Here is a 24,501-nt window from a genome sequence, read left to right on the forward strand (position 1 = left end):
ACCCTGGGCCCGACGGGTGAAATGGCTGATCGTCTCAACACTGATTACTAGGGAATTCAAGTGCCTTCGATGGCTTGAACATATCGAAATGTTTCAGCGGAAACATTACACCGAGCAACTTTAACAACCCGCTCGCGACACTAACAAGGACGGGGACAAACACTTGCCCGATAAGTTGTGACCAAAGATGTAACTGAAGAAATTCAGTTAATAGATGCCAAACCGCACATCGACAACAGACTAGTCCTACAACAAAAACCCATTATTTAATTGCATAAATAAAAAAATACCCCGACATCTCGGGGCATTTCTGGTACTGCCATTCAGCGGACCACTACTTGATCAGTCGCCAGGTGAACGGATATCTGTATGGGAAACCTTCGTTGGCCTTGACCCCTGCGATGATCGTCAGGACCAGTGCCGCAATCGCCAGCAAGCCAAACAGAAAGAAACCAATGATCAACAGCATGAGGAGGAAGCAGATCATCGAAGCAATGGCGACAGTGATCTGAAAATTCAGCGCCTCTTTGCCCTGCGCATCGATGAAAGGGTCCTTCTCACGCTTCATCTGCCACAGGATCAGCGGCCCGACGAGATTGCCGAACGGAATCCAGATCCCCAGCAACGCGGACAAGTGACAGAACATCGCCCACTGGCGAACCTCCTGGCTCGGTTTGGGCAGCAACTCTTGCTCGTCACTCATCACATCCTCCTTGTGGTCAAAAACCTCAGTCGGCCAGTGCAGCCTTCTGCAGCTCGAAGATTTCGTTCATGCCTTTCTTCGCCAGTTCCAGCATGGCGTTCAAGTCTTCCGGCTGGAACGGCGCGCCTTCAGCGGTGCCCTGTACTTCGATGAAGCCACCGGTGCTGGTCATCACTACGTTCAGGTCGGTTTCAGCAGCGGAATCTTCAAGATAGTCCAGATCCAGTACTGGCTCGCCCTGGTACATGCCCACCGAGACCGCGCCGATCATTTGCTTGAGCGGGTCGCCGCCCTTCAAGCCGCCGCGTTTCTTGATTACTTTCAAGGCGTCGACCAGTGCAACCATGGCGCCAGTGATGGACGCGGTACGAGTGCCGCCATCGGCCTGGATCACGTCGCAATCGACGTACAGCGTCACGTCGCCGAGCTTGGACATGTCCAGCGCCGCACGCAGGGAGCGGCCGATCAGACGCTGGATTTCCAGAGTTCGGCCGCCCTGCTTGCCACGACTGGCTTCACGCTGGTTACGCTCGCCGGTAGCGCGCGGCAGCATGCCGTACTCGGCAGTCAGCCAGCCCTGGCCCTGGCCTTTGAGGAAGCGCGGCACGCCGTTTTCGACGCTGACGGTGCAGATGACCTTGGTATCACCGAATTCGACCAGTACGGATCCCTCGGCGTGTTTGGTGTAGTTGCGGGTGATGCGGATCGAGCGGAGCTGATCGGCAGCGCGACCACTTGGACGTTTCATAGGGATACCTGTACTGAGGACGGAAAACTGCCGAGCATTATAGAGCCCCGCACCGCGAGTGGGCACTGGTTAAAACCGCCGGCCGACGACCGAAGCCCCTCAAGCGCGCATAACCGACGGGCTGCAGCGCTTTGTCACACCGTGTGTTTGGGCGCATTCACCGCACTGCGCTACAATCCTGCGCCTTTGCTGCCAGTCGGCTTAAATTCATTGAAATCGCGCCTGCGAAACACCGTTTCGCGCCGATCTGCATTGCGAGGTCACCGCCATGGTGCACAGCATGACCGCCTTCGCCCGCGTCGAAAAAGCCGGCGTTCAGGGCACCCTGAGCTGGGAACTGCGCTCGGTCAACAGCCGCTATCTGGAACCGCACCTGCGTTTGCCTGAATCGTTTCGTGACCTTGAGGGCGCCGTGCGTGAGGCGCTGCGTCAGGGCCTGTCGCGAGGCAAACTGGAATGCACGCTGCGCTTCACCGAGGAAAGCACCGGCAAGCCGCTGCAGGTCGACCGCGAGCGCGCCGCGCAGTTGGTCGCCGCTGCGGAAACCGTTGCCGGCCTGATCAAGAATCCCGCCGCGCTGAATCCCTTGGAGGTGCTGGCCTGGCCCGGCGTGCTGGTGGCCGATGCGACCGACCCGCAAGCGCTGAACGCCGAAGCGCTGGCGCTGTTCAATCAGGGCTTGAAGGATCTGAAGGCTGGCCGCGAGCGTGAAGGCGCGGAGCTGGCCCGCTTGATCAACGACCGCCTGACGTCCATCGAAGAAGACGTGGTGACCCTGCGTGAACTGGTGCCGCAGATGCTCGCCACCCAGCGCCAGAAAGTCCTCGACCGCTTCGCCGACATGAAGGCCGAGCTCGACCCGCAGCGACTGGAACAGGAAATGGTCATCCTCGCGCAAAAAAGCGACGTGGCCGAAGAACTGGATCGACTGAGCACTCACATCATCGAAGTCCGCCGGGTGCTCAAGTCCGGCGGCGCGGCCGGACGCCGCCTCGACTTCCTGATGCAGGAACTCAACCGCGAAGCCAACACACTGGGCTCCAAGGCCTTCGACCCGCGCAGCACCCAGGCCGCCGTCAACCTCAAAGTGTTGATTGAGCAGATGCGCGAACAAGTGCAGAACATTGAGTAAGGCTACCCCCGACATGACCCAACACACCGGCACCCTGTACATCATTTCCGCGCCATCGGGCGCGGGCAAGAGCAGTCTGGTCAAGGCGTTGACCGACGCCGATCCGGAAATCCGCGTCTCGGTCTCCCACACCACCCGCGCCATGCGTCCCGGCGAAGTGGACGGCGTGAACTACCACTTCGTGACCCGCGAAGAGTTCGTGAAAATGGGCGAGCACGGTGACTTCCTTGAACGCGCCGAAGTCTTCGGCAACTTCTACGGCACCTCGCAAAGCCGTCTGCAGCAGACGCTGGACGAAGGTCATGACCTGATTCTGGAAATCGACTGGCAAGGCGCCGAGCAAGTGCGCAAGCTGATGCCGCAAGCGCGCTCGATCTTCATCCTGCCGCCGTCGCTGCAAGCGTTGCACCAGCGCCTGACCAACCGTGGCCAGGACAGCGATGAGATCATCGACGGGCGGATGCGCGAAGCGGTCAGCGAGATGAGCCACTATGTCGATTACGACTACCTGATCATCAACGACGATTTTGCTCACGCGCTGGACGATCTGAAAGCGATTTTCCGCGCCAATCAGCTGCAACAGAAACGTCAGCAAGTACGCTTCGGCAAATTACTGGCTGAATTGCTCGGTTGAAACAGCACTTCCCAAAATGCCTGCAAGCGCTTTACATTGGTGCTTGCAGCGCGTTGAAGGGTTTGATCAAAAAATCAGCGCTTCCCTAATCGCTGGTGATTTTTTAAACTGCTCAGTCCGCTCGCCCAACCGGGCAGCGCGCATATTGCATTCGCTCCGAGGAATACCATGGCCCGCGTAACCGTTGAAGACTGCCTAGAACACGTGGAAAACCGCTTTGAGCTGGTCATGCTCTCTACCAAGCGTGCCCGTCAACTGGCCACCGGCGGCAAAGAGCCACTGGTGCAGTGGGAAAACGACAAGCCGACCGTTGTCGCGCTGCGTGAAATTGCTGAAGGCGTGATGAGCTACGAGTACATCGCCGAGCAGGAAATCGTCCAGGATGAGCCGCTGTTCGCAGCGTTCGAGGACGAGTCGAACGAGGCCGTCTAAGCCTATGCCTGGTCGACGTAGCACGGCGCGGGGTCACAGCTTGCGGCAGGATTCATCATGCCGAGCATAGACGCCCTCGCCGATCGCTTATCGACCTACCTCGGCAACGACCAGGTCAACCTGGTCCGCCGAGCGTATTTCTACGCCGAACAAGCCCATGACGGTCAGCGCCGTCGCAGCGGCGAGGCGTACGTCACGCATCCTCTTGCCGTGGCAAATATTCTTGCCGACATGCACATGGACCATCAGAGCCTGATGGCCGCGATGCTGCATGACGTGATCGAAGACACCGGTATCGCCAAAGAAGCGCTGCAAGCGCAGTTCGGCGAAACCGTGGCCGAACTGGTCGACGGGGTCAGCAAACTGACCCAGATGAACTTCGAAACCAAAGCCGAAGCCCAAGCCGAAAACTTCCAGAAAATGGCCATGGCCATGGCACGCGACATCCGCGTGATCCTGGTCAAGCTCGCCGACCGTCTGCACAACATGCGCACGCTGGAAGTGCTGTCCGGTGAAAAACGCCGGCGCATCGCCAAGGAAACCCTCGAGATCTACGCCCCCATCGCCAACCGGCTGGGCATGCATGCGATCCGCATAGAATTCGAAGACCTCGGTTTCAAGGCGATGCACCCGATGCGTTCCGCGCGGATCTATCAGGCGGTCAAGCGCGCCCGGGGCAATCGCAAGGAAATCGTCAACAAGATCGAAGAATCCCTCGGCCATTGCCTCGCCATCGACGGCATCCAGGGTGAAGTCAGCGGTCGGCAGAAACACCTCTACGGCATCTACAAAAAGATGCGCGGCAAGCGTCGGGCGTTCAATGAGATCATGGACGTCTACGCGTTCCGGATCATCGTAGACAAGGTCGACACCTGCTACCGCGTACTGGGTGCTGTGCATAATTTGTACAAACCGTTGCCCGGGCGCTTCAAGGATTACATCGCGATCCCCAAGGCCAACGGCTATCAGTCGCTGCACACCACGCTGTTCGGCATGCACGGTGTACCGATCGAGATCCAGATCCGCACCCGCGAAATGGAAGAGATGGCCAACAACGGCATCGCCGCGCATTGGCTGTACAAGTCCAGCGGCGATGAGCAGCCGAAAGGCACACATGCCCGCGCCCGCCAGTGGGTCAAAGGCGTGCTGGAAATGCAGCAACGCGCCGGCAACTCGCTGGAATTCATCGAAAGCGTGAAGATCGACCTGTTCCCGGACGAGGTCTATGTGTTCACGCCCAAAGGCCGGATCATGGAGCTGCCGAAAGGCTCCACTGCAGTCGACTTCGCCTACGCAGTCCACACCGACGTTGGCAACAGTTGCATCGCCTGCCGCATCAATCGTCGTCTCGCACCGCTGTCCGAACCGCTGCAGAGCGGCTCCACGGTCGAGATCGTCAGCGCACCCGGCGCCCGGCCAAACCCGGCATGGCTCAACTTCGTTGTTACCGGCAAGGCGCGCACGCACATTCGTCACGCGCTGAAACTGCAGCGCCGCTCCGAGTCCATCAGTCTCGGCGAACGTTTGCTGAACAAGGTTCTCAACGGTTTCGACAGTTCGCTGGAGAAAATCCCGGCCGAACGCGTCAAGGCGATGCTCACCGAGTACCGCCTCGAATTGATCGAAGACTTGCTCGAAGACATCGGCCTGGGCAACCGCATGGCCTACGTGGTCGCCCGTCGCCTGCTCGGCGAAGGCGAGCAACTGCCAAGCCCGGAAGGCCCGCTGGCGATTCGCGGCACCGAAGGTCTGGTGCTCAGCTACGCCAAGTGCTGCACGCCGATCCCTGGCGACCCGATTGTCGGCCACCTGTCGGCGGGCAAAGGCATGGTCGTGCACCTGGACAACTGCCGCAACATCAGCGAAATCCGGCACAACCCGGAAAAGTGCATCCAGCTCTCGTGGGCCAAGGATGTCACCGGCGAATTCAACGTCGAGCTGCGCGTCGAACTGGAACACCAGCGCGGCCTGATCGCCCTGCTGGCCAGCAGCGTCAACGCGGCCGACGGCAACATCGAGAAAATCAGCATGGACGAACGCGATGGTCGCATCAGCGTCGTGCAACTGGTGGTCAGCGTCCACGACCGCGTGCACCTGGCCCGTGTGATCAAGAAGCTGCGCGCCTTGACCGGGGTGATCCGTATCACCCGCATGCGTGCATAACCTGCCCATTACAAGGAGTCCTACATGACCAAAACCGTCATCACCAGCGACAAGGCCCCGGCCGCCATCGGTACTTACTCCCAGGCGATCAAGGCAGGCAATACCGTTTACATGTCGGGCCAGATCCCGCTGGATCCGAAAACCATGGAACTGGTCGAAGGCTTCGAAGCCCAGACCGTCCAGGTCTTCGAGAACCTCAAAGCCGTCGCCGAAGCCGCCGGCGGTTCGTTCAAGGACATCGTCAAACTGAACATCTTCCTCACCGACCTGAGCCACTTCGCCAAGGTCAACGAGATCATGGGCAAGTACTTCGATCAGCCATACCCGGCCCGCGCCGCAATCGGCGTGGCGGCCCTGCCAAAGGGTTCGCAGGTTGAAATGGATGCCATTCTGGTCATCGAGTGAAGCGCACGGCGCAGCCTTCACGCCGCGCCGACTGCCGCAAGAAAAGGTTTTGAAAGGATTCCACCATGCGCAAAGCGCTAGCTCTCTCACTGCTCGCCCTGTTTCTCGGCGGCTGCGCCAGCGACCCTGCCGACCGTGACATCAGCGGCACCTGGATCAACCAGGTGGCGATCGATGCCGCCGCCAAGGGCGGCCCCCTGCGCGAAGCGCTTCAGGCCTATGGCCCGAATCTGGAATGGGACGTCAACACCAAGGCCAGTCAGGCCCGCTACACCAACGGTTTCGAGAACGTCGAAGGGCGGCTGCTCGGCGAACAGTCCGGCGCCTGGAAAGTCGACTTTTATGGCAGCTCCGCCAGCGAACTGAAACGCGACGGCGGACGCCTGCAGCAAGCCGCCAGCGATAACGAACCCGAACAAATCTTCGATCGCGCACAGATCCCGGTGCCTGAAGGCGCGCCGATCGGTGCGAGCTTCGAGCGCGCGCTGTATTCGGCGTATCTGGGCGGCAACTGGACCATCGCCAGCGGTCAGGGCGAAGGCGGCACCGTGCAGTTTCAAGCCGATGGCCAGGTGACAGGCCTGCCGGGCGTTGATCGTTATGCTTTGTGCCTGGCTGGCGATTGCGCGTCGATGAGCAACGGCAACGACAGCATGTGGCTGCAGCTCAATGGTCAGGGCAATAACTGGATCTTCGTGCGCAAGGGCAAAGAGCTGGAGATTCTGCAGGCAGTTAACGCTGCGCTGGCGGATGAGCAACCGCAGTTCGCCGCGGGTGAGCGCAAGTGGTTGCTGGAGAAGCAGTGACCCCGCCTCGGGGATTGCAGCAAATCCAATGTGGGAGCGAGTTTGCTCGCGAACGCGGTAAAACAGCCAACGTAGATGTTGAATGTTAAGCCCTCTTCGCGAGCAAGCTCGCTCCCACAGCTGTTTTGTGAAGTCTGGAGGTCAGCAGCGACCCTCAAGAATCGCCGCGTAGCCTTCGCGGTAGGTCGGATAAGTCGGCACCCAGCCCAACGCTTTCGCCCGCGCATTGCTGCAACGCTTGCTGCCGGTACGGCGCACGCTGGCGTCTTCCGCCCATTCAGTCACACCCAGATATTTGCGCAGCCAGCCCACCACTTCGGCCAACGGCGCTGGCGCATCGTCTACACCAATGTAGAACTGTTCCAACTTCGCGCCCTCGCGGTCTTTCTCCAGCAGAAACGCCAGCAGACCCGCCGCGTCGTCGGCGTGAATACGATTGCCATACAGCGGCGGCTCGACGGCGACGCGGTAGCCGCGACGTACCTGAGTCAGCAGCCACTCGCGGCCGGGGCCATAAATGCCGGTCAGGCGCAGCACGCTCGCCGGGATGCCGCTGTTGAGCGCAACCTGCTCGGCTTCGAGCATCAAGCGACCTGAATAACCGGTCGCGACAGTCTCGCAAGTCTCATCGACCCATGCCCCGTCCTGCTGGCCATACACGCTGCTGCTGGATACGAAGATCACTCGCTCAGGCGCTTGCCCGTAGTCATCCAGCCAGCTCAGGACATTTTGCAAGCCTTGTACGTAGGCTTTGCGATAACCCTCTTCATCGTGGTCGGTGGCCGCAGCGCAATACACCAGATAATCCACAGCCCCCACCGGCCAGGTAGCGGGACATTCTTCGTTGAACAAGTCGCCGGCGACGCCGATGACACCCTCCGGCAGCTTGGAAACGTCCCGGCGCAGGCCATGGACTTGCCAGCCAGCGACCAGTAATTGCGTGGCCAGACGACTGCCGACATCACCACAGCCGGCAATCAAAACAGAAGGCGCGGACATCAAAAAACTCCTATCGGAAAGGCACAGACTAGCTCCGGCAAAGGACGAACGGCTAGCAATGAAGGAAAAAAAGTTACTCTATTACTTTTGTTAACAAGAATTACTTGCAATAATGCAGGCCACTTTTGTTCTCGGCCTCACGAGGCCTGGAAGAGCAACAACGTTTTTCTATCTCAGGTCCGGCCAGCATGACACGTAATCAAACTCCCGCTTCGCCAACCATTCGACCTCGCGCCTGGAGCGCTGTCGCGGCTCTGTTGCTCAGCCTGATGCTGGCACCGACCGCCGCCTTCGCCGACGCTCAAGCGCCAGCAACCCCAACCGCCACCGAACAGAGCGCACCCGTTGCCGCTCCGGCTGCACCCGCCGCCACCGATCCGGTGCAGGCTGTCGATGCGGCCGAAGCGCCTGAAGTCCTCGAAGCCGACAACACCCTGGGCATGGCCCATGACCTGTCGCCATGGGGCATGTATCAGAACGCCGACATCGTCGTGAAAATCGTGATGATCGGTCTGGCCATCGCGTCGATCATCACCTGGACCATCTGGATCGCCAAAGGCTTCGAGCTGATGGGCGCCAAGCGTCGTCTGCGAGGCGAAATTGCCGCACTGAAAAAAGCCACCACCCTCAAAGAAGCCAGCGCCACGGCCGGCAAGGAAGGCACACTCGCCAACGTGCTGGTGCATGATGCGCTCGAAGAGATGCGCCTGTCGGTCAACAGCCGCGAGAAGGAAGGCATCAAGGAACGCGTCAGCTTCCGCCTCGAGCGTCTGGTAGCTGCCTGCGGTCGCAACATGAGCAGCGGCACCGGCGTCCTTGCCACCATCGGTTCAACCGCGCCGTTCGTAGGTCTGTTCGGTACCGTGTGGGGCATCATGAATTCCTTCATCGGCATCGCCAAAACCCAGACCACCAACCTTGCCGTCGTCGCGCCGGGTATCGCTGAAGCGCTGCTGGCCACCGCACTGGGCCTGGTTGCCGCGATTCCTGCGGTGGTGATCTACAACGTGTTCGCTCGTTCCATCGCCGGTTACAAGGCGCAGGTTTCCGACGCATCGGCAGAAGTGCTGCTGCTGGTCAGCCGCGACCTTGACCACCAGCCTGAGCGCAGCTCGCAGCCGCACATGGTTAAAGTGGGGTAATCGGCCATGGGCCTGCATTTGAAAGAAGGCGCAGACGACGATCTGGCCGAGAACCACGAAATCAACGTCACGCCGTTCATCGACGTGATGCTGGTGCTGTTGATCATCTTCATGGTTGCCGCGCCGTTGGCCACCGTGGACATCAAGGTGGACCTGCCCGCTTCGACCGCCAAACCGGCGCCGCGGCCTGAGAAACCGGTGTTCCTCAGCGTGAAAGCTGACCAGCGCCTGTTTCTCGGTGACGACGAAGTGAAAGCCGAAGCACTCGGCGCCACCCTCGACGCCAAGACTCAGGGCAAGAAAGACACCACCATCTTCTTCCAGGCTGACAAAGGCGTGGACTACGGTGACCTGATGAGCGTGATGGACAGCCTGCGCGCCGCCGGTTACCTGAAGGTCGGTCTGGTAGGTCTCGAGACGGCAGCCAAGAAATGATCACGACGCGCCATAAGCTGACGCGTTACAGCGGTAGCCTGGCCGTGGTGCTGGGCGTGCATGCGCTGGCCATCGCGCTGGCGCTGAACTGGACTGCCCGCCCGCCCATCGAATTGCCGCCGCAGGCAATGATGGTCGAGCTGGCCCCGTTACCTGCCCCGCCACCGCCGGCACCGCCGAAAGTCGTCACACCGCCGCAGCCACCGGCTCCGGTGGAAGAGTTGCCGATTCCGAAACTGGCTGAAGCACCAAAAGCGGAAATCGCGGTGCCGAAACCCAAGCCGAAGCCAAAGCCTAAACCGCCGAAGCCGATCGAGAAGAAGCTGCCTGATCCGCCGAAAGAGAAACTTTCCGAGGAAAAACCGGCCGACACTCAGCCGACCCAGGCACCGACGGAGAAATCCGCCCAGCCGGCACCGGGCCCATCGCCAGCGCAACTGGCGGCCAAGGCCAGCTGGCAAGGCACCCTGCTCGCGCATTTGCAGAAGTACAAGAAATACCCGCAAAGCGCACAGGCACGGGGCAAGGAAGGCTTGAATCGTCTGCGTTTCGTGGTTGATGGCGAAGGCAATGTGTTGTCGTTCGAACTGGTGGGCCGCTCCGGCAACGCTGATCTGGACCGGGCCACCCTGGACATGATCCGCCGTGCCCAACCGCTGCCCAAGCCGCCGGCGGACATGCTGAACAACGGCTCGATCGAAATTGTTGCGCCGTTTGTTTATTCCCTCGAACGTCGGCGCTAAAGAGCAAGATCCAAAGATCGCAGCCTTCGGCAGCTCCTACAGGGAATCGCATTTCCAAATGTAGGAGCTGCCGAAGGCTGCGATCTTTTGCTTTTCTCCTTATTCACGAGCGGCAAACCCACATCGCCCGGTGTCGCACTCAGCCCTCAGTCTGATAACGTGCGTCTATCGATTGCAGCCGGTATGCTTGGCGCGCAACTTCATGGACGCTTGCTATGACCCTCACAGAATTACGCTACATCGTTACCCTCGCCCAAGAGCAGCATTTCGGCCACGCCGCCGAGCGTTGCCACGTCAGTCAGCCGACGCTGTCGGTGGGCGTGAAAAAACTTGAAGACGAACTCGGTGTGCTGATTTTCGAGCGCAGCAAAAGCGCCGTGCGCCTGACCCCGGTCGGCGAAGGCATCGTCGCTCAGGCGCAGAAAGTCCTGGAACAGGCCCAAGGCATTCGCGAACTGGCTCAGGCCGGCAAGAATCAGCTGACCGCGCCGCTGAAAGTCGGCGCCATCTACACCGTTGGCCCGTACCTGTTCCCGCATCTGATTCCACAACTGCACCGGGTCGCCCCGCAGATGCCGTTGTACATCGAAGAAAACTTCACCCACGTGCTGCGCGACAAACTGCGCAACGGCGAACTCGATGCAATCATCATCGCCCTGCCGTTCAACGAAGCCGACGTGCTGACCCTGCCGCTGTATGACGAGCCGTTCTACGTCCTGATGCCGGCGCAGCACCCGTGGACCAAGAAAGAGTCCATCGACGCCGGCCTGCTCAACGACAAGAGCCTGCTGCTGCTCGGTGAAGGCCACTGCTTCCGCGATCAGGTGCTCGAAGCCTGCCCGACCCTGACCAAGGGCAACGACGGCGCCAAGCACACCACGGTGGAATCCAGCTCGCTGGAAACCATTCGGCACATGGTCGCGTCCGGCCTGGGCATCTCGATCCTGCCGCTGTCCGCGGTAGACAGCCATCACTATGCCCCCGGCGTGATCGAAGTACGCCCACTGACCGCACCGGTGCCATTCCGCACCGTGGCGATCGCCTGGCGTGCGAGCTTCCCACGGCCGAAAGCCATCGAGATCCTCGCCGACTCCATTCGCCTGTGCTCGGTGGCCAAGCCTGCCGCGCCGGTTTCGGCCGGTTAAGCGAGCGTCATGACGGAGCTGTCGCAAGTGTCGGTGACGGCACTCAAGGGTGTCGGCGAGGCCATGGCCGAGAAGCTGGCCAAGGTCGGCCTCGAGAATTTGCAGGACGTGCTGTTCCACCTGCCGCTGCGCTATCAGGATCGCACCCGCGTGGTGCCGATCGGCGCATTGCGGCCGGGGCAGGACGCCGTGGTCGAAGGCACCGTCAGCGGTGCCGACGTGGTCATGGGCCGTCGGCGCAGTCTGGTCGTGCGCTTGCAGGACGGTACCGGCGGTCTGAGTCTGCGCTTCTATCACTTCAGCAACGCGCAGAAAGAGGGTCTCAAACGCGGCACGCGGGTGCGCTGCTACGGCGAAGCGCGGCCCGGCGCGTCGGGTCTGGAAATCTATCACCCAGAATACCGCGCGATCACCGGCGACGAACCGCCGCCCGTAGACGAAACCCTGACACCGGTCTACCCGCTCACCGAAGGCCTGACCCAGCAGCGCTTGCGCCAGTTGTGCATGCAGACCCTGACGCTGCTCAAGCCGAGCACGCTGCCCGACTGGCTGCCGACCGAGTTGGCCCGCGACTATCAATTGGCGCCGCTGGCCGATGCGATCCGCTATCTGCACAACCCACCCGCCGATGCCGATGTCGACGAACTCGCCCTCGGCCATCACTGGGCGCAGCATCGTCTGGCGTTCGAAGAGTTGCTCACCCATCAACTGTCGCAACAGCGTCTGCGCGAAAGCATGCGATCCTTGCGCGCGCCAGCCATGCCGAAAGCCACCAGGCTGCCGCCGAAATACCTGAAAAATCTCGGCTTCAACCCGACCGGCGCGCAACAGCGTGTCGGCAACGAAATCGCCTACGACCTCAGCCAGCACGAACCGATGCTGCGGCTGATTCAGGGCGACGTCGGCGCGGGTAAAACCGTGGTCGCCGCCCTCGCCGCCCTACAAGCGCTAGAGGCCGGTTATCAGGTCGCACTGATGGCGCCGACCGAGATCCTCGCCGAACAGCACTTCATCACCTTCAAGCGCTGGCTCGAACCGCTGGGGATCGACGTCGCATGGCTGGCCGGCAAGCTCAAGGGCAAAAACCGCGTCGCCGCGCTGGAGCAGATCGCCAGCGGCACGCCGATGGTGGTCGGCACTCACGCGCTGTTCCAGGACGAAGTGCAGTTCAAGAACCTCGCGCTGGTGATCATCGATGAACAGCACCGCTTCGGCGTGCAGCAGCGTCTGGCTCTGCGACAGAAAGGCGTTGGCGGGTGCATGTGCCCACATCAACTGATCATGACCGCCACACCGATTCCTCGGACGCTGGCGATGAGCGCCTACGCCGACCTCGACACCTCGATCCTCGATGAATTGCCGCCCGGGCGCACGCCGGTCAACACCGTGCTGGTCACCGACACCCGTCGCGTTGAAGTCATCGAACGCGTGCGCGGCGCTTGTGCCGAGGGTCGACAAGCGTATTGGGTGTGCACGCTGATTGAAGAATCCGAAGAGCTGACCTGCCAGGCCGCCGAAACCACTTTCGAAGACCTCACCGCCGCCCTCGGCGAATTGAAAGTCGGGCTGATTCACGGGCGGATGAAGCCGGTCGAGAAAGCTGCGGTCATGGCCGAATTCAAGGCCGGCAACCTGCAACTGCTGGTCGCCACCACGGTGATCGAAGTCGGCGTCGACGTGCCCAACGCCAGCCTGATGATCATCGAAAACCCCGAACGCCTCGGCCTCGCGCAACTGCACCAATTGCGCGGCCGCGTCGGTCGTGGCAGCGCGGCCAGTCATTGCGTGCTGCTTTACCATCCGCCGCTGTCGCAAATCGGCCGTCAGCGTTTGGGCATCATGCGCGAGACCAACGACGGTTTCGTCATCGCCGAGAAAGACCTCGAACTGCGCGGCCCCGGCGAAATGCTCGGCACCCGCCAGACCGGCCTGCTGCAATTCAAGGTTGCCGATCTGATGCGCGACGCCGATCTGTTGCCCGCTGTGCGCGACGCTGCGCAAGCCCTGCTGGAACGCTGGCCGACCCACGTCAGCCCGTTGCTCGACCGCTGGCTGCGGCATGGGCAGCAATACGGCCAAGTGTGAGCACGGTCGCAGTTTCTGACAGAACCTTGCGAACAAGCTGGTTATACTCCTGCCATTGTTTCAAAAACGGATACAGACCATGACTGACGCAGCTCTCGCTCCCGAACTCCCGCACGCACCGTCTGTGATTCGGCTGTTGCTCGGCAAGCTGGGTATCGCCTACGAAGAAGTGCTCGATCATCACGGCCTCAATGCTTCGCGCAAGGTCCAGGCCGTGTTGCTCGACGATGCCGTTGGCGCGTTGATGGTGCTGTTTCCACAGAGCCAGTTGCTGGATCTCAATCGCCTTGCCGAACTCACCGGCCGGCGCCTGACCGCCGTCTCCACCGAACGCCTGGAAAAGATGCTCGGCAAACACAACCTGAGCCTGCTGCCGGGGCTGCCGGCGCTGACCAGTTCGCCGTGCCTCTACGAAGAAAGCCTGCTGCGCGAGCCGAAGCTGCTGATCAACTCCGGCGAGCCGGGACTGCTGCTGGAAATCAGCAGCGAAGACTTCAAGACCATGCTGACCAAAGCCAGCGCCGCCAACTTCGGCGAAGCCCTGAGCAGCATCCGCCCGAATCTCGACCGCCCGGACGATGACCGCGAGGAAATCACCCAGGCCGTGCAAGCGTTCACCGCGCGGCGCATCCAGCAGCGGCTGGAAGCGACCATCGAAATTCCACCGCTGGCCGAAACCGCGCAAAAAATCATCAAACTGCGCGTCGACCCCAACGCCACCATCGACGACATCACCGGCGTGGTTGAAACCGACCCGGCGCTGGCTGCGCAAGTAGTAAGCTGGGCGGCGTCGCCGTACTACGCCTCGCCGGGCAAGATTCGTTCGGTGGAAGACGCGATCGTCCGCGTACTCGGCTTCGATCTGGTGATCAACCTTGCGCTGGGCCTGGCCCTCGGCAAGACCCTGAGCCTGCCGAAAGACCACCCGCAACACACCACACCGTACTGGCAGCAATCGATCTACACCGCCGCCGTCATCGAAGGCCTGACCCGCGCCATGCCACGCGCCCAGCGCCCGGAAGCCGGCCTGACCTATCTGGCCGGTCTGCTGCACAACTTCGGTTACCTGCTGCTGGCCCACGTGTTCCCGCCGCACTTCTCGCTGATCTGCCGCCACCTGGAGGTCAACCCGCACCTGTGCCACAGCTACATCGAGCAACACTTGCTGGGCATCAGCCGCGAACAGATCGGCTCGTGGCTGATGCGCTACTGGGACATGCCCGACGAGCTGGCCACCGCCCTGCGCTTCCAGCACGACCCAAGCTACGACGGCGCCTACGCCGAATACCCGAACCTCGTCTGCCTGGCCGTGCGCCTGTTGCGCGGTCGCGGGATTGGCTCCGGCCCGGATGAAGACATTCCCGACGCCCTGCTTGAGCGTGTCGGCCTGACACGCGACAAAGCCAATGACGTCGTCAGCAAAGTCCTGGAAGCCGAAGTCCTGTTGCGCGAACTGGCCTCGCAGTTCAGCCAGGCATAAAAAAACAGGCCCGCTCCCCCAGGATTTACACAAATCCCTGTGGGAGCGAGCCTGCTCGCGAAGAATCCAACTCGGTCTAACTGACCACCTCAAGCCTTAGGCTTAGCCTTCCTCGGCACCAAGTACTTCATCAACCCCTGAAACCACATTACCAGCGCCGGATTACCCTTGAGCTGGATCGACTTGTCCTGAATGCCCTGCATAAACGCCAATTGCTTGTTCTTTGCCTGCATCGTCGCAAAGCCATAACCGGCATCCTTAAACGCAATCGCAAACGCCGGCTCCGCCACCACGCCAGACTTGCTGGTGATGCGCTGATCCTTGACCACGAAATGCCGCGCCACTTTCCCGTCCAGCGTCTGCAGCTGAAACACCAGATCCTTGTCACCCAACTGCTGCTGGAACGCAGGATTTGTCCGGCTGGCCTTACCCATCAACAAACCCATCATCCACAGAAGAAAACGAAATTTCATGCGCACAGCCTCAAAAGAAAAATGAACGGCCGAGGCAGTGTAAGGGATTCGGATGATAACGCCAGTATCTGACTCCATTGGAAGAGGATGCAGACCATTTCCCGCACGATGACCGCCAAGTCACGATTAAGCGCTCGCCCACTGATCGTTCCCCCGCTCCGCGTGGGAATGCATCCCGAGACGCTCCGCGTCTCACCACTCACCTTTCCTAACCTGTTGAAACACATCCCTGTAGGAGCTGGCGAAGCCTGCGATCTTTTGATCTTCCGGCCCGCGAATCTATGGGAAATTTCCTGCAAAGTGCGGGGCTGTCCATGAACTAGGCGAGCTTGAAGATCACCGATAGGCTTTCTGCGTCATCGGGTATTCGGTGACCGGATGTGCAAGTCCGAATTCGGGAGCAATTTCTTCTTACTCCAAGGGATTTACACCGATGACCAATTCAACTACCGACACCGAGGACACCTCCCCCTACGAATCCTTCGATTCAAGAAAACTACATGAAGCCGCCGAGCGCGTCCTCGATCACCATTTGGGCAACCCCGGCCATCCACCGGTCCCACGCCGCGAAGGCTTGTTCAGCCTGAACCCGGACATCGACGCCGAAGCCCTCCTGGCCAACGCCTCGGAAGACCTGCTATCCATCAGCATCATCGCTGCGGATCTTGCGGACGACATAGATGGCTCCCGCCGCTCAGTTGCACTGGCCCTGAGCAGAATGGCGGACGGGGTGCGATTGATGGTGGAAGGGACGCTCGACCAGATTGAAGTGCGGAACCTGGCTGCCAAATCTTAGCGAGATTCGCGGAAGAAAAGTGGGGGCGTTGAGTCCCCTTTCTCGATGATCCCTGTCTTACCACCGACAGCCTGTCTCTGGAGATGCATCCATGGTGATGTCTTGTTCAAATGAATACTTCTTTCCGGATTTGTAGTTCGTGTAAGTCATCCCGTAAATTCGAGCACCCTGGCTGACCATTTCATATTCGCCTGTCAGCGAGTCTTCGGACACTTCTACCCAAGTTGTCGTGAACTGAGAAGGCCGCCCCTCTGCCATGACTTCCTCTTCGACACTCCGATAGACAAGGGGAATGACCTTTCGGGACTTCGTGTACTTGACCCCTGCTCCGCTCCACCGTGAGACGGTGTCGTAATAGGATCGAAACTCGAAATTGATGTTCTTGCCTTCCAACGAACGGAAGCAGGAAACCTCGGTGGTAACCTCACCTAGGGCAGTCAGCGGTATTAGAAGAAGCGCAGAAATAAACGCAAACGACGATTTCAAACCGATCATTCCTTAGCGACTTATGGGCAATTGAAAGTGCATTTGTGCGAACTTTACGGGAATAGGGCCGGATCATTTCTTGGAGACTCCAGCACTGCGCTCACCCACCCTCGCCGGGATTTTCGAAGCTTTTCCCGCTTCAGACATTCGCGATGCGTATTGCTTGTACGCCGCCACCGCCCGCTCTTTATCGTTCACGGCCCAATAACTGTCAGCGAGATTCAGGTAAGCAACCGTCCTGTTTGGGTGGTCAGCAATCACTGCGTTGAGCAACTCAATCGACTCAGCGTAGTAACCCGCCTCGCCGAGCAGAAAACCGAGGTCGTTGGACCAGCCGGGACGCTGCGGGTAGTAGTACTTTGCGACGATATAGCTATCCGGGGGACAAGTGTCATGCGAGCCACCGCCCATCAACGCGTAGCTCATCGTATCCTTGAAGGAAGAGTCATCACCCTTTCGGTAGGCTGCCAGCGCCATATCCAGCAAATCAGCCGAATTGACGGTCATCAATTTCTTTCTAACGCCCTCAATCCTGCCAGTACGAGCAACCTGCAGTTTCTGCAGCGCCTCACGTCCATCGAAAGAGGCCAGAGTGATTGTGCCCAATGTCTGCACCGGCAACTGCACTACGCTGACAAGCGACCGGTCACAGGAGTCGTTGTTCGCCACTTCCAGCAGAGCTTTCAGCTCAAACTGCCTTGAACTTCTATTGAAGGCGAACAACAGGTTGAAGTTGTAAACCGCGTTATCTTCCTCGCTGGTTACCAGCGCGATGTAATCCCCTGCCTCAACGAACGGCTGCTTGACCACAGCTTCCTCAACCTGCGGATCAATGACAGTCATGACGCCGGGGCGACCTTTAAGTACATGGACGCTGAATACACCCTGAAGCGCAGACGAGTACTGACTCTTGATCAGAGGCAGCGCCTTCGACGTATCGAGCAAGATGTCCTCGTCACGTGTCTGTACCGGCGCAATCAACAATCGGTTAGAAACGTCGTCCGCATCACCCGCCAGCACAAACACCTTTTGCCGTGATGCATCACCCAGCAAGCTAGCCGAGATTTCCTTCAGGACTTGGGGCGCAGCAAGCGCGGGAGAACCCGGTACAGCGACACAACAAGTTAGAGCGCAGAGAACGCTCTGCAATACGCGTTTCACTTTCTTCAATCCTTGATTCAATCAAATGATGTCCAAATACGCCCCAATAGAGCTCGTCCAATTAGGCACCGGGTTCAGGCGCGCCGCACTTCAGCTCTTTGATTTGCTCGTTGTTGATCGGAATCACACAGGCAAGGCGCTTTTCTCCGAGCCCACGAAGCTCAGTCAAACTGAGCGTCACGTGCAACCCATCCTCGGCAAACACATGATCCTCAAACCCGGCATCGGCATAGTCCGTCCAAAAAGCCTTGCCCTCGAAACTGCAAAACCGCTTGGAGGACAGCGCCCTCCAACCGCCGTTGGGCGCCAATATCTGGACCGTCAGGCATGGGCTGCCAAAGGTGCTGACATAACGTGCCACGACATCGCCAAAGCGCTGGGAGCCGGAAAGGTACACCTTGTTCAGATCGACCACATTACCCGGCTCATCAGCGACGATTGTGTCCAGGTAAGCCGCACGCTCCAGACTCAGTCTTGCCATGCAGTTGTTGATCGTCGTGACATGCGCTGCCACCCCAGGCTCGATTTCCGTGGCTTCAAGCGGGCACGTGGTGTCGCGTAGCTTGATCCAGGCGCGCTGGGATTCTCTGGCCATGGCGACCAGCGCCTTACCCTGCTCAGGGTCGCGCCGCTGTTGAGACTCAAACCGTCCCAACAGTTTCTTGTAGCTGGCATTGAGTTGCGTGTCGGCTTCCTTGCGGGCCGCCTCCACACACCGATCGACCTGGGCGCTCACGGTGATTTCTTTGCAGTCGTCTTCGGCCATTGCAAAAGAGGCAAACAGGCATCCAAAGGACAACGCGATAAAACGCACAAGCATGTTCAATTTTTCATTCCCTGATTGGCAGGTAATAGCCGTGCCACTCCGGGCAGGCACCGCATCCGCCGTAGCCACCGATCGAAACAAGGCTGCCCTTGCTGCCTGTCACGCAATCCATCGCCACGACCACGTTGTTCAGCATCTTCGTTTTCGCACCGTCGGACGTACGCTGTAGAACCTTGCCGATGTCACGCCGCAGCACTTTGCCGCCGATGTTGATGGTCTGGTCGGAGCAGACCGGAATGACGTGGGTTTCCGTGTCCTGCACTGTCACGGATCGGCAGGACGAAACCAACACCACTTCAACACCGCCACACTGCATGACATCGCGTTGGGTGTAAGCATCCGTCGGCGCGGCGAAGGCTGGGGAAGAGAACAACCATGCCACGCTCCCGGCGAACAAAAGCTGATTCATTGAGAAATCCTTTCCGCCGTTAGCCGGCCTTTTGTTTTGTCAGGCACTTTGCATAGCCGTCCGCAAACTTGGTGTCGAATGACAACGCCACCGGCTCATCCAACTCGGCCGAGGTGTTGAGCAATTCGTGGGTAGCCGTGGTGTATTTGATCCAGCCAATCGTGCCGCTGCCGTCGGTGTCGAAAAACAGCTGAGCGCGCACTACTTCACCGTCATCCTCGTCAATCAGCAAATTGACCTTGTCCTTGTCGACATAACGAAACGGAAAATCGCTGCTCCTGACAAGCTCCGTAAGGTAGCCGTAGCAACTCCCTTCACTGGCAGTCGCGGGCAGCGAATGAGGTAAAAACAACAGCGCAATCAGCACAGGCCGAATGAAAAACCGGTTCATCCACTCACTCCTCATCCATCGGCGACGACTCCACGTCGGTCATGCTCAGCAGCTGAAAATCATTGTTCACAAACTCGTAGTAACGGTCCCGGTTACCACTTTCCAAAGCATTCCCTTGGGCGTTTTCTTCGCCGTCGAGCGTGATGCCGGAGACGATGATCAAGCGGCTGTCGGGCTGGTAAATCATGCCGAAGGTGCTGCCGTCGTAAGCATTCGGCAGACCGCCAACGACTTCACCGGTCTGGGCGTCCAGCACTTCGCCGCAAATGGCGCTGCCGCCACAACCGAGCCTGTGCAGGATGTAATGGCCGGCGAAGTTGACCTTGCCGTTCAGGGCTTGCACCCGTGCCTGATCCATCATTGGGCTGCTGTTCTCTTGCGGCACCAGCTTATGGTTGGGGCCGGTGAAAACGGGCGTGACGGTGTAATCCTTGAAGGCTGGATCGGCAGCGAATGCCATGGACGTGGCAGCCAATATCAAGCTGCCGAGAAGAATCGAAAATCCTTTCACGTAGTAACTCCGTAAATGCAGTGGGGACCGTCGGCTTACTCAGCCTGCCCTTCATAACGCTGTGCCTGCGGGTTGAATTGCCACAGATGGGGCCGGGTCATGGCCTCTTTGCCCTTGTAGCGGATCTGCCCGCGCTTATCGCGGATGTAGGAATAGATCTCGATGTCCTTGAACTCACCTCCCCCCTTGGGTGGGCCGTCCAGAACTTTGACCCCGGCGAAGTAATCGCCGCCCGAATACCTCAAATAACCACGGCACTGGATCAGGAAGGCAAATGTGCTATCCATTGATGAGCCAATGCCGACGCGGGAATTGAAGATGAAGTCTTCGATGCCATCGCCATTTAGATCGCCGCGAAAAACCACGTGGCCCGGATCGATAGAAAATTCTTTTCCATCAAGACTGGAAAGTATGTCTTCCGGATGTTCACCGCTTTGCGACCATTGCGATAAGAAATATTTTGAGTCAGTTTCCTGATTGCAAACATCTGCCGCCATAACCGCTATCGGCAACCAGCTCACACATAACACCAGCAATCGTTTCACTTCGTATCCTTCGAATTAATCAATTGCAACTCACCATCCCGATACAACACCTCACACCCCACCCACGCCGGATCCACCTGCGGCATCACCGCCGACGGCTTGCGCAATTCGCGCAACAACGTCGAGCCATGCGACAAGCGCCCACCCATCCGCGCAATCACCGCACGCGCTGTTTGGTAATGCGCATGTCGCCCCGGATCGAGGGTGTCTTCGAGCAAGATGTCCTCGCCGAGGATGCCTTGCACCTGCCCCGGATAAATCATGAACCCGGTGGCCTGCTCCGCACCTTCACGACCGTCCTGCCAAAAGCCGCCATCGCGGGTGCGCACATCCGGGTGCGGCGCGAACCAATGCTCGCGGTCCGCCAGCGGCATGGCGTGGTGCAGACGGAAGAAGATGCGCATCAGGTTGTCGCGATACCACTCGCGCACTTGCAGGTAGTAGCCACGCAAGCCCGGCAGGCCGGTCGAATGCGCGAGGCGGATCAGTCCAGACCATTGCGGGAATGGCTGTAGCGGCAGATCGCTCGACGCGGGCCGAGGGGTGGCCGGATCGGTTTCCCACGGCAATCGATGCGGACTGTTTTCAAGGTTGTCGTAAGCAGTCGGCGGGCGGCCCAGCCAATCGCCACCGCTGCTGGCCAGTGCCGTGGCGATGCACAGATTGCCTTGCACCACGAACACGTAAAACCGGGTGAACCAATCCGCCAATTGCTGGCCATCGGCAGCTTGGGCAACGAGTTCAGATAACTCTCGGTCGAACCGCTGCAAACCGCTTTCAAGATCCAGCAAATGGTCGCGGGCTCTGCGCTGCATGCGCAAAAACAGCGGCAACGAACGCAACATCTTCAGTGGCTGCCACGGCAAATGCGGCGTCGCACCACCGACTTCACCAGCGTAGTTATCGGCGCTGATGCCCCAGTCGGCCAGCCGGGCGAGAAACAGATCATTGTTGATATAGGACGCGCCACCGAACACAGCGGTGAACGGCTCGTTGTCCTGCAACACTCGCGCATCCCAACGCGCCATGATCGCCGGGATACTCGCTGCCGCGCGGCGTTGGGCGTACTCCACCAGCACGCTCGGTTGCGGCGGCAGGATCTCGGCGATGTTGGCGGCGGTCAGGTGGCGGCGCCAGCCGTAATCGCTGATTGGCCGGTATTGCAGCAGCCACAGTTGCGCGCCGTCCCAGGCCCATTCGACGTCGCCGGGCACGTAGTGGAACACGCGCAGCACGTCTTGCAGAAAGCGCCAGAGCAGGTCTTCGGTCAAGCCGTGGGACGGTGTGAACGTGCCGCTGCGCCACGCATCGCCGAGCCGCGAAAGTGTTGCCCGTGAGGGGCTTACATGACCGTCGGCGAGCGATTCGAGATGGCCTTCCACCCATTCCAGTTCTACCGAGAGATGGCGCACAAAAGCGATCCCGGACACTACCGGGGTGATGAAGCGCTGCACCACCACTTCCTCGACGCCTTCGGCCGTCAGTTCGGCGATGCGTTTCGGCACATTGGCGGTCGGCTCGCGCAGATAGGTGGTGCTCAAACCGGCATTCGCCGAATCGGCCTGATCCTCGCCATAACTGGAGGAGCGCACCGCCCAGATCACATCAGGTTGGGCGGCAAGAAATACCGGCAGACGTGGATCGCTGCACTCGTTGAGCGTCAGCGCTGCCGGCACCGCTTGCCGCGCCAGTTCAGCCAGACGCAAACGCCCGCCCTTGGTGTGGGCGACAAACCCGCACTTGCCCGACTCCAGCCACTCGGCGAACTCGGCGGGCGAGTCGATCCACGGGTAATGGCCCCAACCGGGTTTGAGGCTGATGGTCAGATCTGCGCGGGCGAGAATCGCCGACCATGCCGCCGCTTGCTCGATGCCGAGCACCGCGTCCTGATCGCCCCAGACCAGCTCGACCGGATCGGTGATCCACTCCAGCAGCGGCAACGCGGTGTCGGCGCGAATCAGATCCCAGTGCGGCACAAACGCACGGCAGCGCGCATAGCCGGCGCCCATGCGCTGATACTGCGCGGGCGTCCAGGTCTGGTTGGAGAACTTGCGCGCGAACAGCGTGGGTTTGTTCGACAGCAGCCAGTGGATGGTCTTGCGGATCGGAAGCGGTGACATCAGCGCCGGCAATCGACGCTGCCACAAAAACGCACCGACCGGCGCCAACAAAACACTGCGCGAAAAGTGCCCGGGCCGACGTTGCAGCGCATGCAGCACCAGCAAGGCATTGACCCCGACCGCCATGATCGCGCTGCCCTGCTCAGTCATCGCCAACAAGGTCTGCGCGTAGTCCGCCAGATCCTCGCAAGGCAGCTGCGGATTCGCGCCGAAGCCCGGCAACTCCAGCGGCACCAGGTCGTAGCGCTGGAAGTGTGGCAGCGCGTCGTCCCACCAATCGGCAGCGCTACCGTTGCCGGCCAGCAGGTACATCAACGGCTTGCTCATGAGCGATCCTCAGGTCAGATCGCGCAGAGCGGCGTCGAGGGTTGGATAGCGGAATGTGTAACCGGCCTCGGTCAAACGCTGCGGCACCACGCGCTGACCGTCGAAGAACAGCTGCGCCATCTCCCCCGCCATTGCACGCACTGGCGCGGCGGGAATGTGCAACCACACCGGACGCTTGAGCACTTTGCCCGCCTGCTCGGCGAAAGCGGCCTGACGGATCGTTTCCGGCGCGACCATGTTGTAGGTGCCGCGCAGACTGTCGTCGGTGAAAGCCCGCGCGATCACCTGAAGCACATCGTCGCGATGCACCCAACTCATGATCTGCCGACCGTCGCCCATGCGCCCGCCGAAACCCAGGCGGAACGGCAGCAGCAACGGCGTCAACGCACCACCCGGGCCGAACACTACGCCAAGACGCAGCACCACCTGACGCACGCCAAACTCAGTGGCCGGTTGCGCGGCGGCTTCCCAACGCGCGCAGAGTTCGGCCATGAAGCCGTCGCCCTTGCTGGCGCGTTCGTCGAGGCTTTCGCTGGCATCGCGCACACCGTAGAAACCGATGGCCGAGGCTTGAATCCACAGCGTTGGTTTGTGCTTGGTGTTCTTCAGCCAGGTCATCAGTGCTTCGGTTGTGCCGACTCGGCTGGCGAGCAGTTGCGCCTGACGCTTGGGGCTCCAGCGCGGCCCGGCGACGGGGGCGCCGGCGAGATTGATCACTACGTCGAAGGCTTCGTTGTGGCTGAGTTCGCTGAGCGAATGCACACAGCGGATGCGGCCATTGAATAGATTGGCCGCGCTCAACGGATCGCGCGTCAGTACGCTGACCGAATGGCCCGCGTCGAGTAATCGATTGACCAAGGCTTCGCCGATGAACCCGGTGCCGCCGGTGATTAGCACTCGCTTGTGGGCGCCATCAGCAAACGGGTTGGATTGGCTCGGTGTCTTTACTGCAGGAGACTTTCGGCGGTCATGGCGATAAAGCCAGACCAGCGGCGGCAACAGCATCAGCAGCGCAAAACCGTCGAGCCACAGGTGCGACCAGACCTGTTGTTGCGCTGACAGCCACATGTCCTGCGGCGCCCATAACAGGATGCCGGCGATCAACCAGCCCCACACCGCCGGGGCTTTCAAGCGATTGCCGATGTGCACCAGCGCGAGCATGTACAGCGAATAACTTTGCAGCGTCGCGCCGAACAGCGCGAGCCACCAGACTTGTTGTTCGTGGCCGGCGGTGGGTACTGCGTCGGTGCCCCAGAATGCGAGTTCGAGATTGTGCAGGTAGCCGTCGAGTAATCCGGAATGACCGGCCCAGGTCAGGGTGAGACCGGCGAGAATGTGCACGATTGCGGCGGCGTATAGCCAGAGCACGAATGCTGGGCGAAGGGAGTTCGAGGGGGCTGGCAT

At 60.1% G+C, this 24,501-nt stretch carries 26 protein-coding genes; 13 read left to right on the forward strand and 13 right to left on the reverse strand.

Annotated features, from left to right (window positions below; translation table 11 throughout):
- Positions 1 to 334: 334 nt before the first annotated feature.
- Entirely contained in the window at positions 335 to 703 is a 369-nt protein-coding gene (locus CXF97_RS24115; protein ID WP_101161640.1) for a DUF4870 domain-containing protein, read from the reverse strand.
- Between the two features lie 25 nt (positions 704 to 728).
- Positions 729 to 1,451 (reverse strand): ribonuclease PH, encoded by a 723-nt coding sequence (gene rph / locus CXF97_RS24120; RefSeq protein ID WP_027610407.1) that lies wholly within the window; start codon positions 1,449 to 1,451, stop codon positions 729 to 731.
- Positions 1,452 to 1,719: 268 nt separating this feature from the next.
- On the opposite strand from rph, the gene CXF97_RS24125 reads away from it, so the two are divergent.
- The 6 genes from CXF97_RS24125 to CXF97_RS24150 all read left to right on the forward strand — a co-directional run bounded on the left by CXF97_RS24125 (position 1,720) and on the right by CXF97_RS24150 (position 7,023).
- The gene (locus CXF97_RS24125; protein ID WP_016770639.1) at positions 1,720 to 2,583 is read left to right on the forward strand and encodes a YicC/YloC family endoribonuclease; all 864 of its coding nucleotides are present in this window, start codon (positions 1,720 to 1,722) and stop codon (positions 2,581 to 2,583) included.
- A 13-nt stretch (positions 2,584 to 2,596) separates the two neighbouring features.
- The gene (gene gmk / locus CXF97_RS24130; RefSeq protein WP_039757364.1) at positions 2,597 to 3,217 is read left to right on the forward strand and encodes a guanylate kinase; all 621 of its coding nucleotides are present in this window, start codon (positions 2,597 to 2,599) and stop codon (positions 3,215 to 3,217) included.
- A gap of 168 nt (positions 3,218 to 3,385) precedes the next feature.
- Entirely contained in the window at positions 3,386 to 3,649 is a 264-nt protein-coding gene (gene rpoZ / locus CXF97_RS24135; protein WP_039757363.1) for a DNA-directed RNA polymerase subunit omega, read from the forward strand.
- 57 nt (positions 3,650 to 3,706) lie between these two features.
- The gene (spoT, locus tag CXF97_RS24140; RefSeq protein ID WP_007920338.1) at positions 3,707 to 5,812 is read left to right on the forward strand and encodes a bifunctional GTP diphosphokinase/guanosine-3',5'-bis pyrophosphate 3'-pyrophosphohydrolase; all 2,106 of its coding nucleotides are present in this window, start codon (positions 3,707 to 3,709) and stop codon (positions 5,810 to 5,812) included.
- A gap of 24 nt (positions 5,813 to 5,836) precedes the next feature.
- Positions 5,837 to 6,217, forward strand: coding sequence for a RidA family protein (locus CXF97_RS24145; RefSeq protein ID WP_003229509.1), 381 nt, complete (start codon positions 5,837 to 5,839; stop codon positions 6,215 to 6,217).
- Positions 6,218 to 6,282: 65 nt separating this feature from the next.
- Positions 6,283 to 7,023, forward strand: coding sequence for a hypothetical protein (locus CXF97_RS24150; protein ID WP_101161642.1), 741 nt, complete (start codon positions 6,283 to 6,285; stop codon positions 7,021 to 7,023).
- Positions 7,024 to 7,164: 141 nt separating this feature from the next.
- Here CXF97_RS24150 and CXF97_RS24155 read toward each other — a convergent pair whose 3' ends face one another.
- Positions 7,165 to 8,022: an SDR family oxidoreductase gene (locus CXF97_RS24155; RefSeq protein ID WP_101161644.1), complete on the reverse strand. Its 858-nt coding sequence runs from the start codon at positions 8,020 to 8,022 to the stop codon at positions 7,165 to 7,167.
- A 188-nt stretch (positions 8,023 to 8,210) separates the two neighbouring features.
- Between CXF97_RS24155 and exbB the strand changes: the two genes are divergently transcribed.
- The 6 genes from exbB to CXF97_RS24185 all read left to right on the forward strand — a co-directional run bounded on the left by exbB (position 8,211) and on the right by CXF97_RS24185 (position 15,052).
- Positions 8,211 to 9,164 (forward strand): tonB-system energizer ExbB, encoded by a 954-nt coding sequence (gene exbB, locus CXF97_RS24160; protein WP_101161646.1) that lies wholly within the window; start codon positions 8,211 to 8,213, stop codon positions 9,162 to 9,164.
- A gap of 6 nt (positions 9,165 to 9,170) precedes the next feature.
- Positions 9,171 to 9,599, forward strand: coding sequence for a TonB system transport protein ExbD (exbD, locus tag CXF97_RS24165; protein ID WP_101161648.1), 429 nt, complete (start codon positions 9,171 to 9,173; stop codon positions 9,597 to 9,599).
- Entirely contained in the window at positions 9,596 to 10,342 is a 747-nt protein-coding gene (locus CXF97_RS24170; protein WP_101161650.1) for an energy transducer TonB, read from the forward strand. The genes exbD and CXF97_RS24170 overlap by 4 nt, the downstream gene beginning before the upstream one ends.
- A gap of 215 nt (positions 10,343 to 10,557) precedes the next feature.
- Positions 10,558 to 11,487: a hydrogen peroxide-inducible genes activator gene (locus CXF97_RS24175; protein WP_101161651.1), complete on the forward strand. Its 930-nt coding sequence runs from the start codon at positions 10,558 to 10,560 to the stop codon at positions 11,485 to 11,487.
- 9 nt (positions 11,488 to 11,496) lie between these two features.
- The gene (gene recG, locus CXF97_RS24180) at positions 11,497 to 13,572 is read left to right on the forward strand and encodes an ATP-dependent DNA helicase RecG (protein WP_101161653.1); all 2,076 of its coding nucleotides are present in this window, start codon (positions 11,497 to 11,499) and stop codon (positions 13,570 to 13,572) included.
- 79 nt (positions 13,573 to 13,651) lie between these two features.
- Entirely contained in the window at positions 13,652 to 15,052 is a 1,401-nt protein-coding gene (locus CXF97_RS24185) for an aminoacyl-tRNA deacylase and HDOD domain-containing protein (RefSeq protein ID WP_101161655.1), read from the forward strand.
- An 89-nt stretch (positions 15,053 to 15,141) separates the two neighbouring features.
- Here CXF97_RS24185 and CXF97_RS24190 read toward each other — a convergent pair whose 3' ends face one another.
- Positions 15,142 to 15,525: a helicase gene (locus CXF97_RS24190; protein ID WP_016985803.1), complete on the reverse strand. Its 384-nt coding sequence runs from the start codon at positions 15,523 to 15,525 to the stop codon at positions 15,142 to 15,144.
- Positions 15,526 to 15,958: 433 nt separating this feature from the next.
- Between CXF97_RS24190 and CXF97_RS24195 the strand changes: the two genes are divergently transcribed.
- Positions 15,959 to 16,321 carry a DUF6124 family protein gene (locus CXF97_RS24195; protein ID WP_101161657.1) on the forward strand — a complete coding sequence of 121 codons (363 nt, stop codon included), beginning with the start codon at positions 15,959 to 15,961 and terminating at the stop codon, positions 16,319 to 16,321.
- Positions 16,322 to 16,378: 57 nt separating this feature from the next.
- On the opposite strand, the gene CXF97_RS24200 is transcribed toward CXF97_RS24195, so the two are convergent.
- The 9 genes from CXF97_RS24200 to CXF97_RS24240 all read right to left on the reverse strand — a co-directional run bounded on the left by CXF97_RS24200 (position 16,379) and on the right by CXF97_RS24240 (position 24,501).
- Positions 16,379 to 16,807: a hypothetical protein gene (locus CXF97_RS24200; RefSeq protein WP_256589911.1), complete on the reverse strand. Its 429-nt coding sequence runs from the start codon at positions 16,805 to 16,807 to the stop codon at positions 16,379 to 16,381.
- 72 nt (positions 16,808 to 16,879) lie between these two features.
- Positions 16,880 to 17,968 (reverse strand): M48 family metallopeptidase, encoded by a 1,089-nt coding sequence (locus CXF97_RS24205; protein ID WP_101161661.1) that lies wholly within the window; start codon positions 17,966 to 17,968, stop codon positions 16,880 to 16,882.
- A 61-nt stretch (positions 17,969 to 18,029) separates the two neighbouring features.
- Positions 18,030 to 18,788, reverse strand: coding sequence for a lysozyme inhibitor LprI family protein (locus CXF97_RS24210; protein ID WP_101161663.1), 759 nt, complete (start codon positions 18,786 to 18,788; stop codon positions 18,030 to 18,032).
- Positions 18,789 to 18,798: 10 nt separating this feature from the next.
- Positions 18,799 to 19,203, reverse strand: a complete 405-nt coding sequence (locus tag CXF97_RS24215) for a hypothetical protein (RefSeq protein WP_256589912.1) — start codon at positions 19,201 to 19,203, stop codon at positions 18,799 to 18,801.
- Positions 19,204 to 19,222: 19 nt separating this feature from the next.
- Positions 19,223 to 19,594, reverse strand: coding sequence for a hypothetical protein (locus CXF97_RS24220; RefSeq protein WP_101161665.1), 372 nt, complete (start codon positions 19,592 to 19,594; stop codon positions 19,223 to 19,225).
- A gap of 4 nt (positions 19,595 to 19,598) precedes the next feature.
- Positions 19,599 to 20,054 (reverse strand): hypothetical protein, encoded by a 456-nt coding sequence (locus CXF97_RS24225; protein ID WP_101161804.1) that lies wholly within the window; start codon positions 20,052 to 20,054, stop codon positions 19,599 to 19,601.
- Between the two features lie 86 nt (positions 20,055 to 20,140).
- On the reverse strand, positions 20,141 to 20,650 hold the full coding sequence (locus CXF97_RS24230) for a hypothetical protein (protein WP_256589913.1): 510 nt from the start codon (positions 20,648 to 20,650) through the stop codon (positions 20,141 to 20,143).
- Positions 20,647 to 23,097: an alpha/beta fold hydrolase gene (locus tag CXF97_RS24235; RefSeq protein ID WP_101161667.1), complete on the reverse strand. Its 2,451-nt coding sequence runs from the start codon at positions 23,095 to 23,097 to the stop codon at positions 20,647 to 20,649. Before CXF97_RS24235 ends, CXF97_RS24230 begins: the two co-directional genes overlap by 4 nt.
- A gap of 9 nt (positions 23,098 to 23,106) precedes the next feature.
- The gene (locus CXF97_RS24240; RefSeq protein WP_101161669.1) at positions 23,107 to 24,501 is read right to left on the reverse strand and encodes a TIGR01777 family oxidoreductase; all 1,395 of its coding nucleotides are present in this window, start codon (positions 24,499 to 24,501) and stop codon (positions 23,107 to 23,109) included.

The organism is Pseudomonas sp. Choline-02u-1 (assembly GCF_002836515.1).
GTDB lineage: Bacteria > Pseudomonadota > Gammaproteobacteria > Pseudomonadales > Pseudomonadaceae > Aquipseudomonas.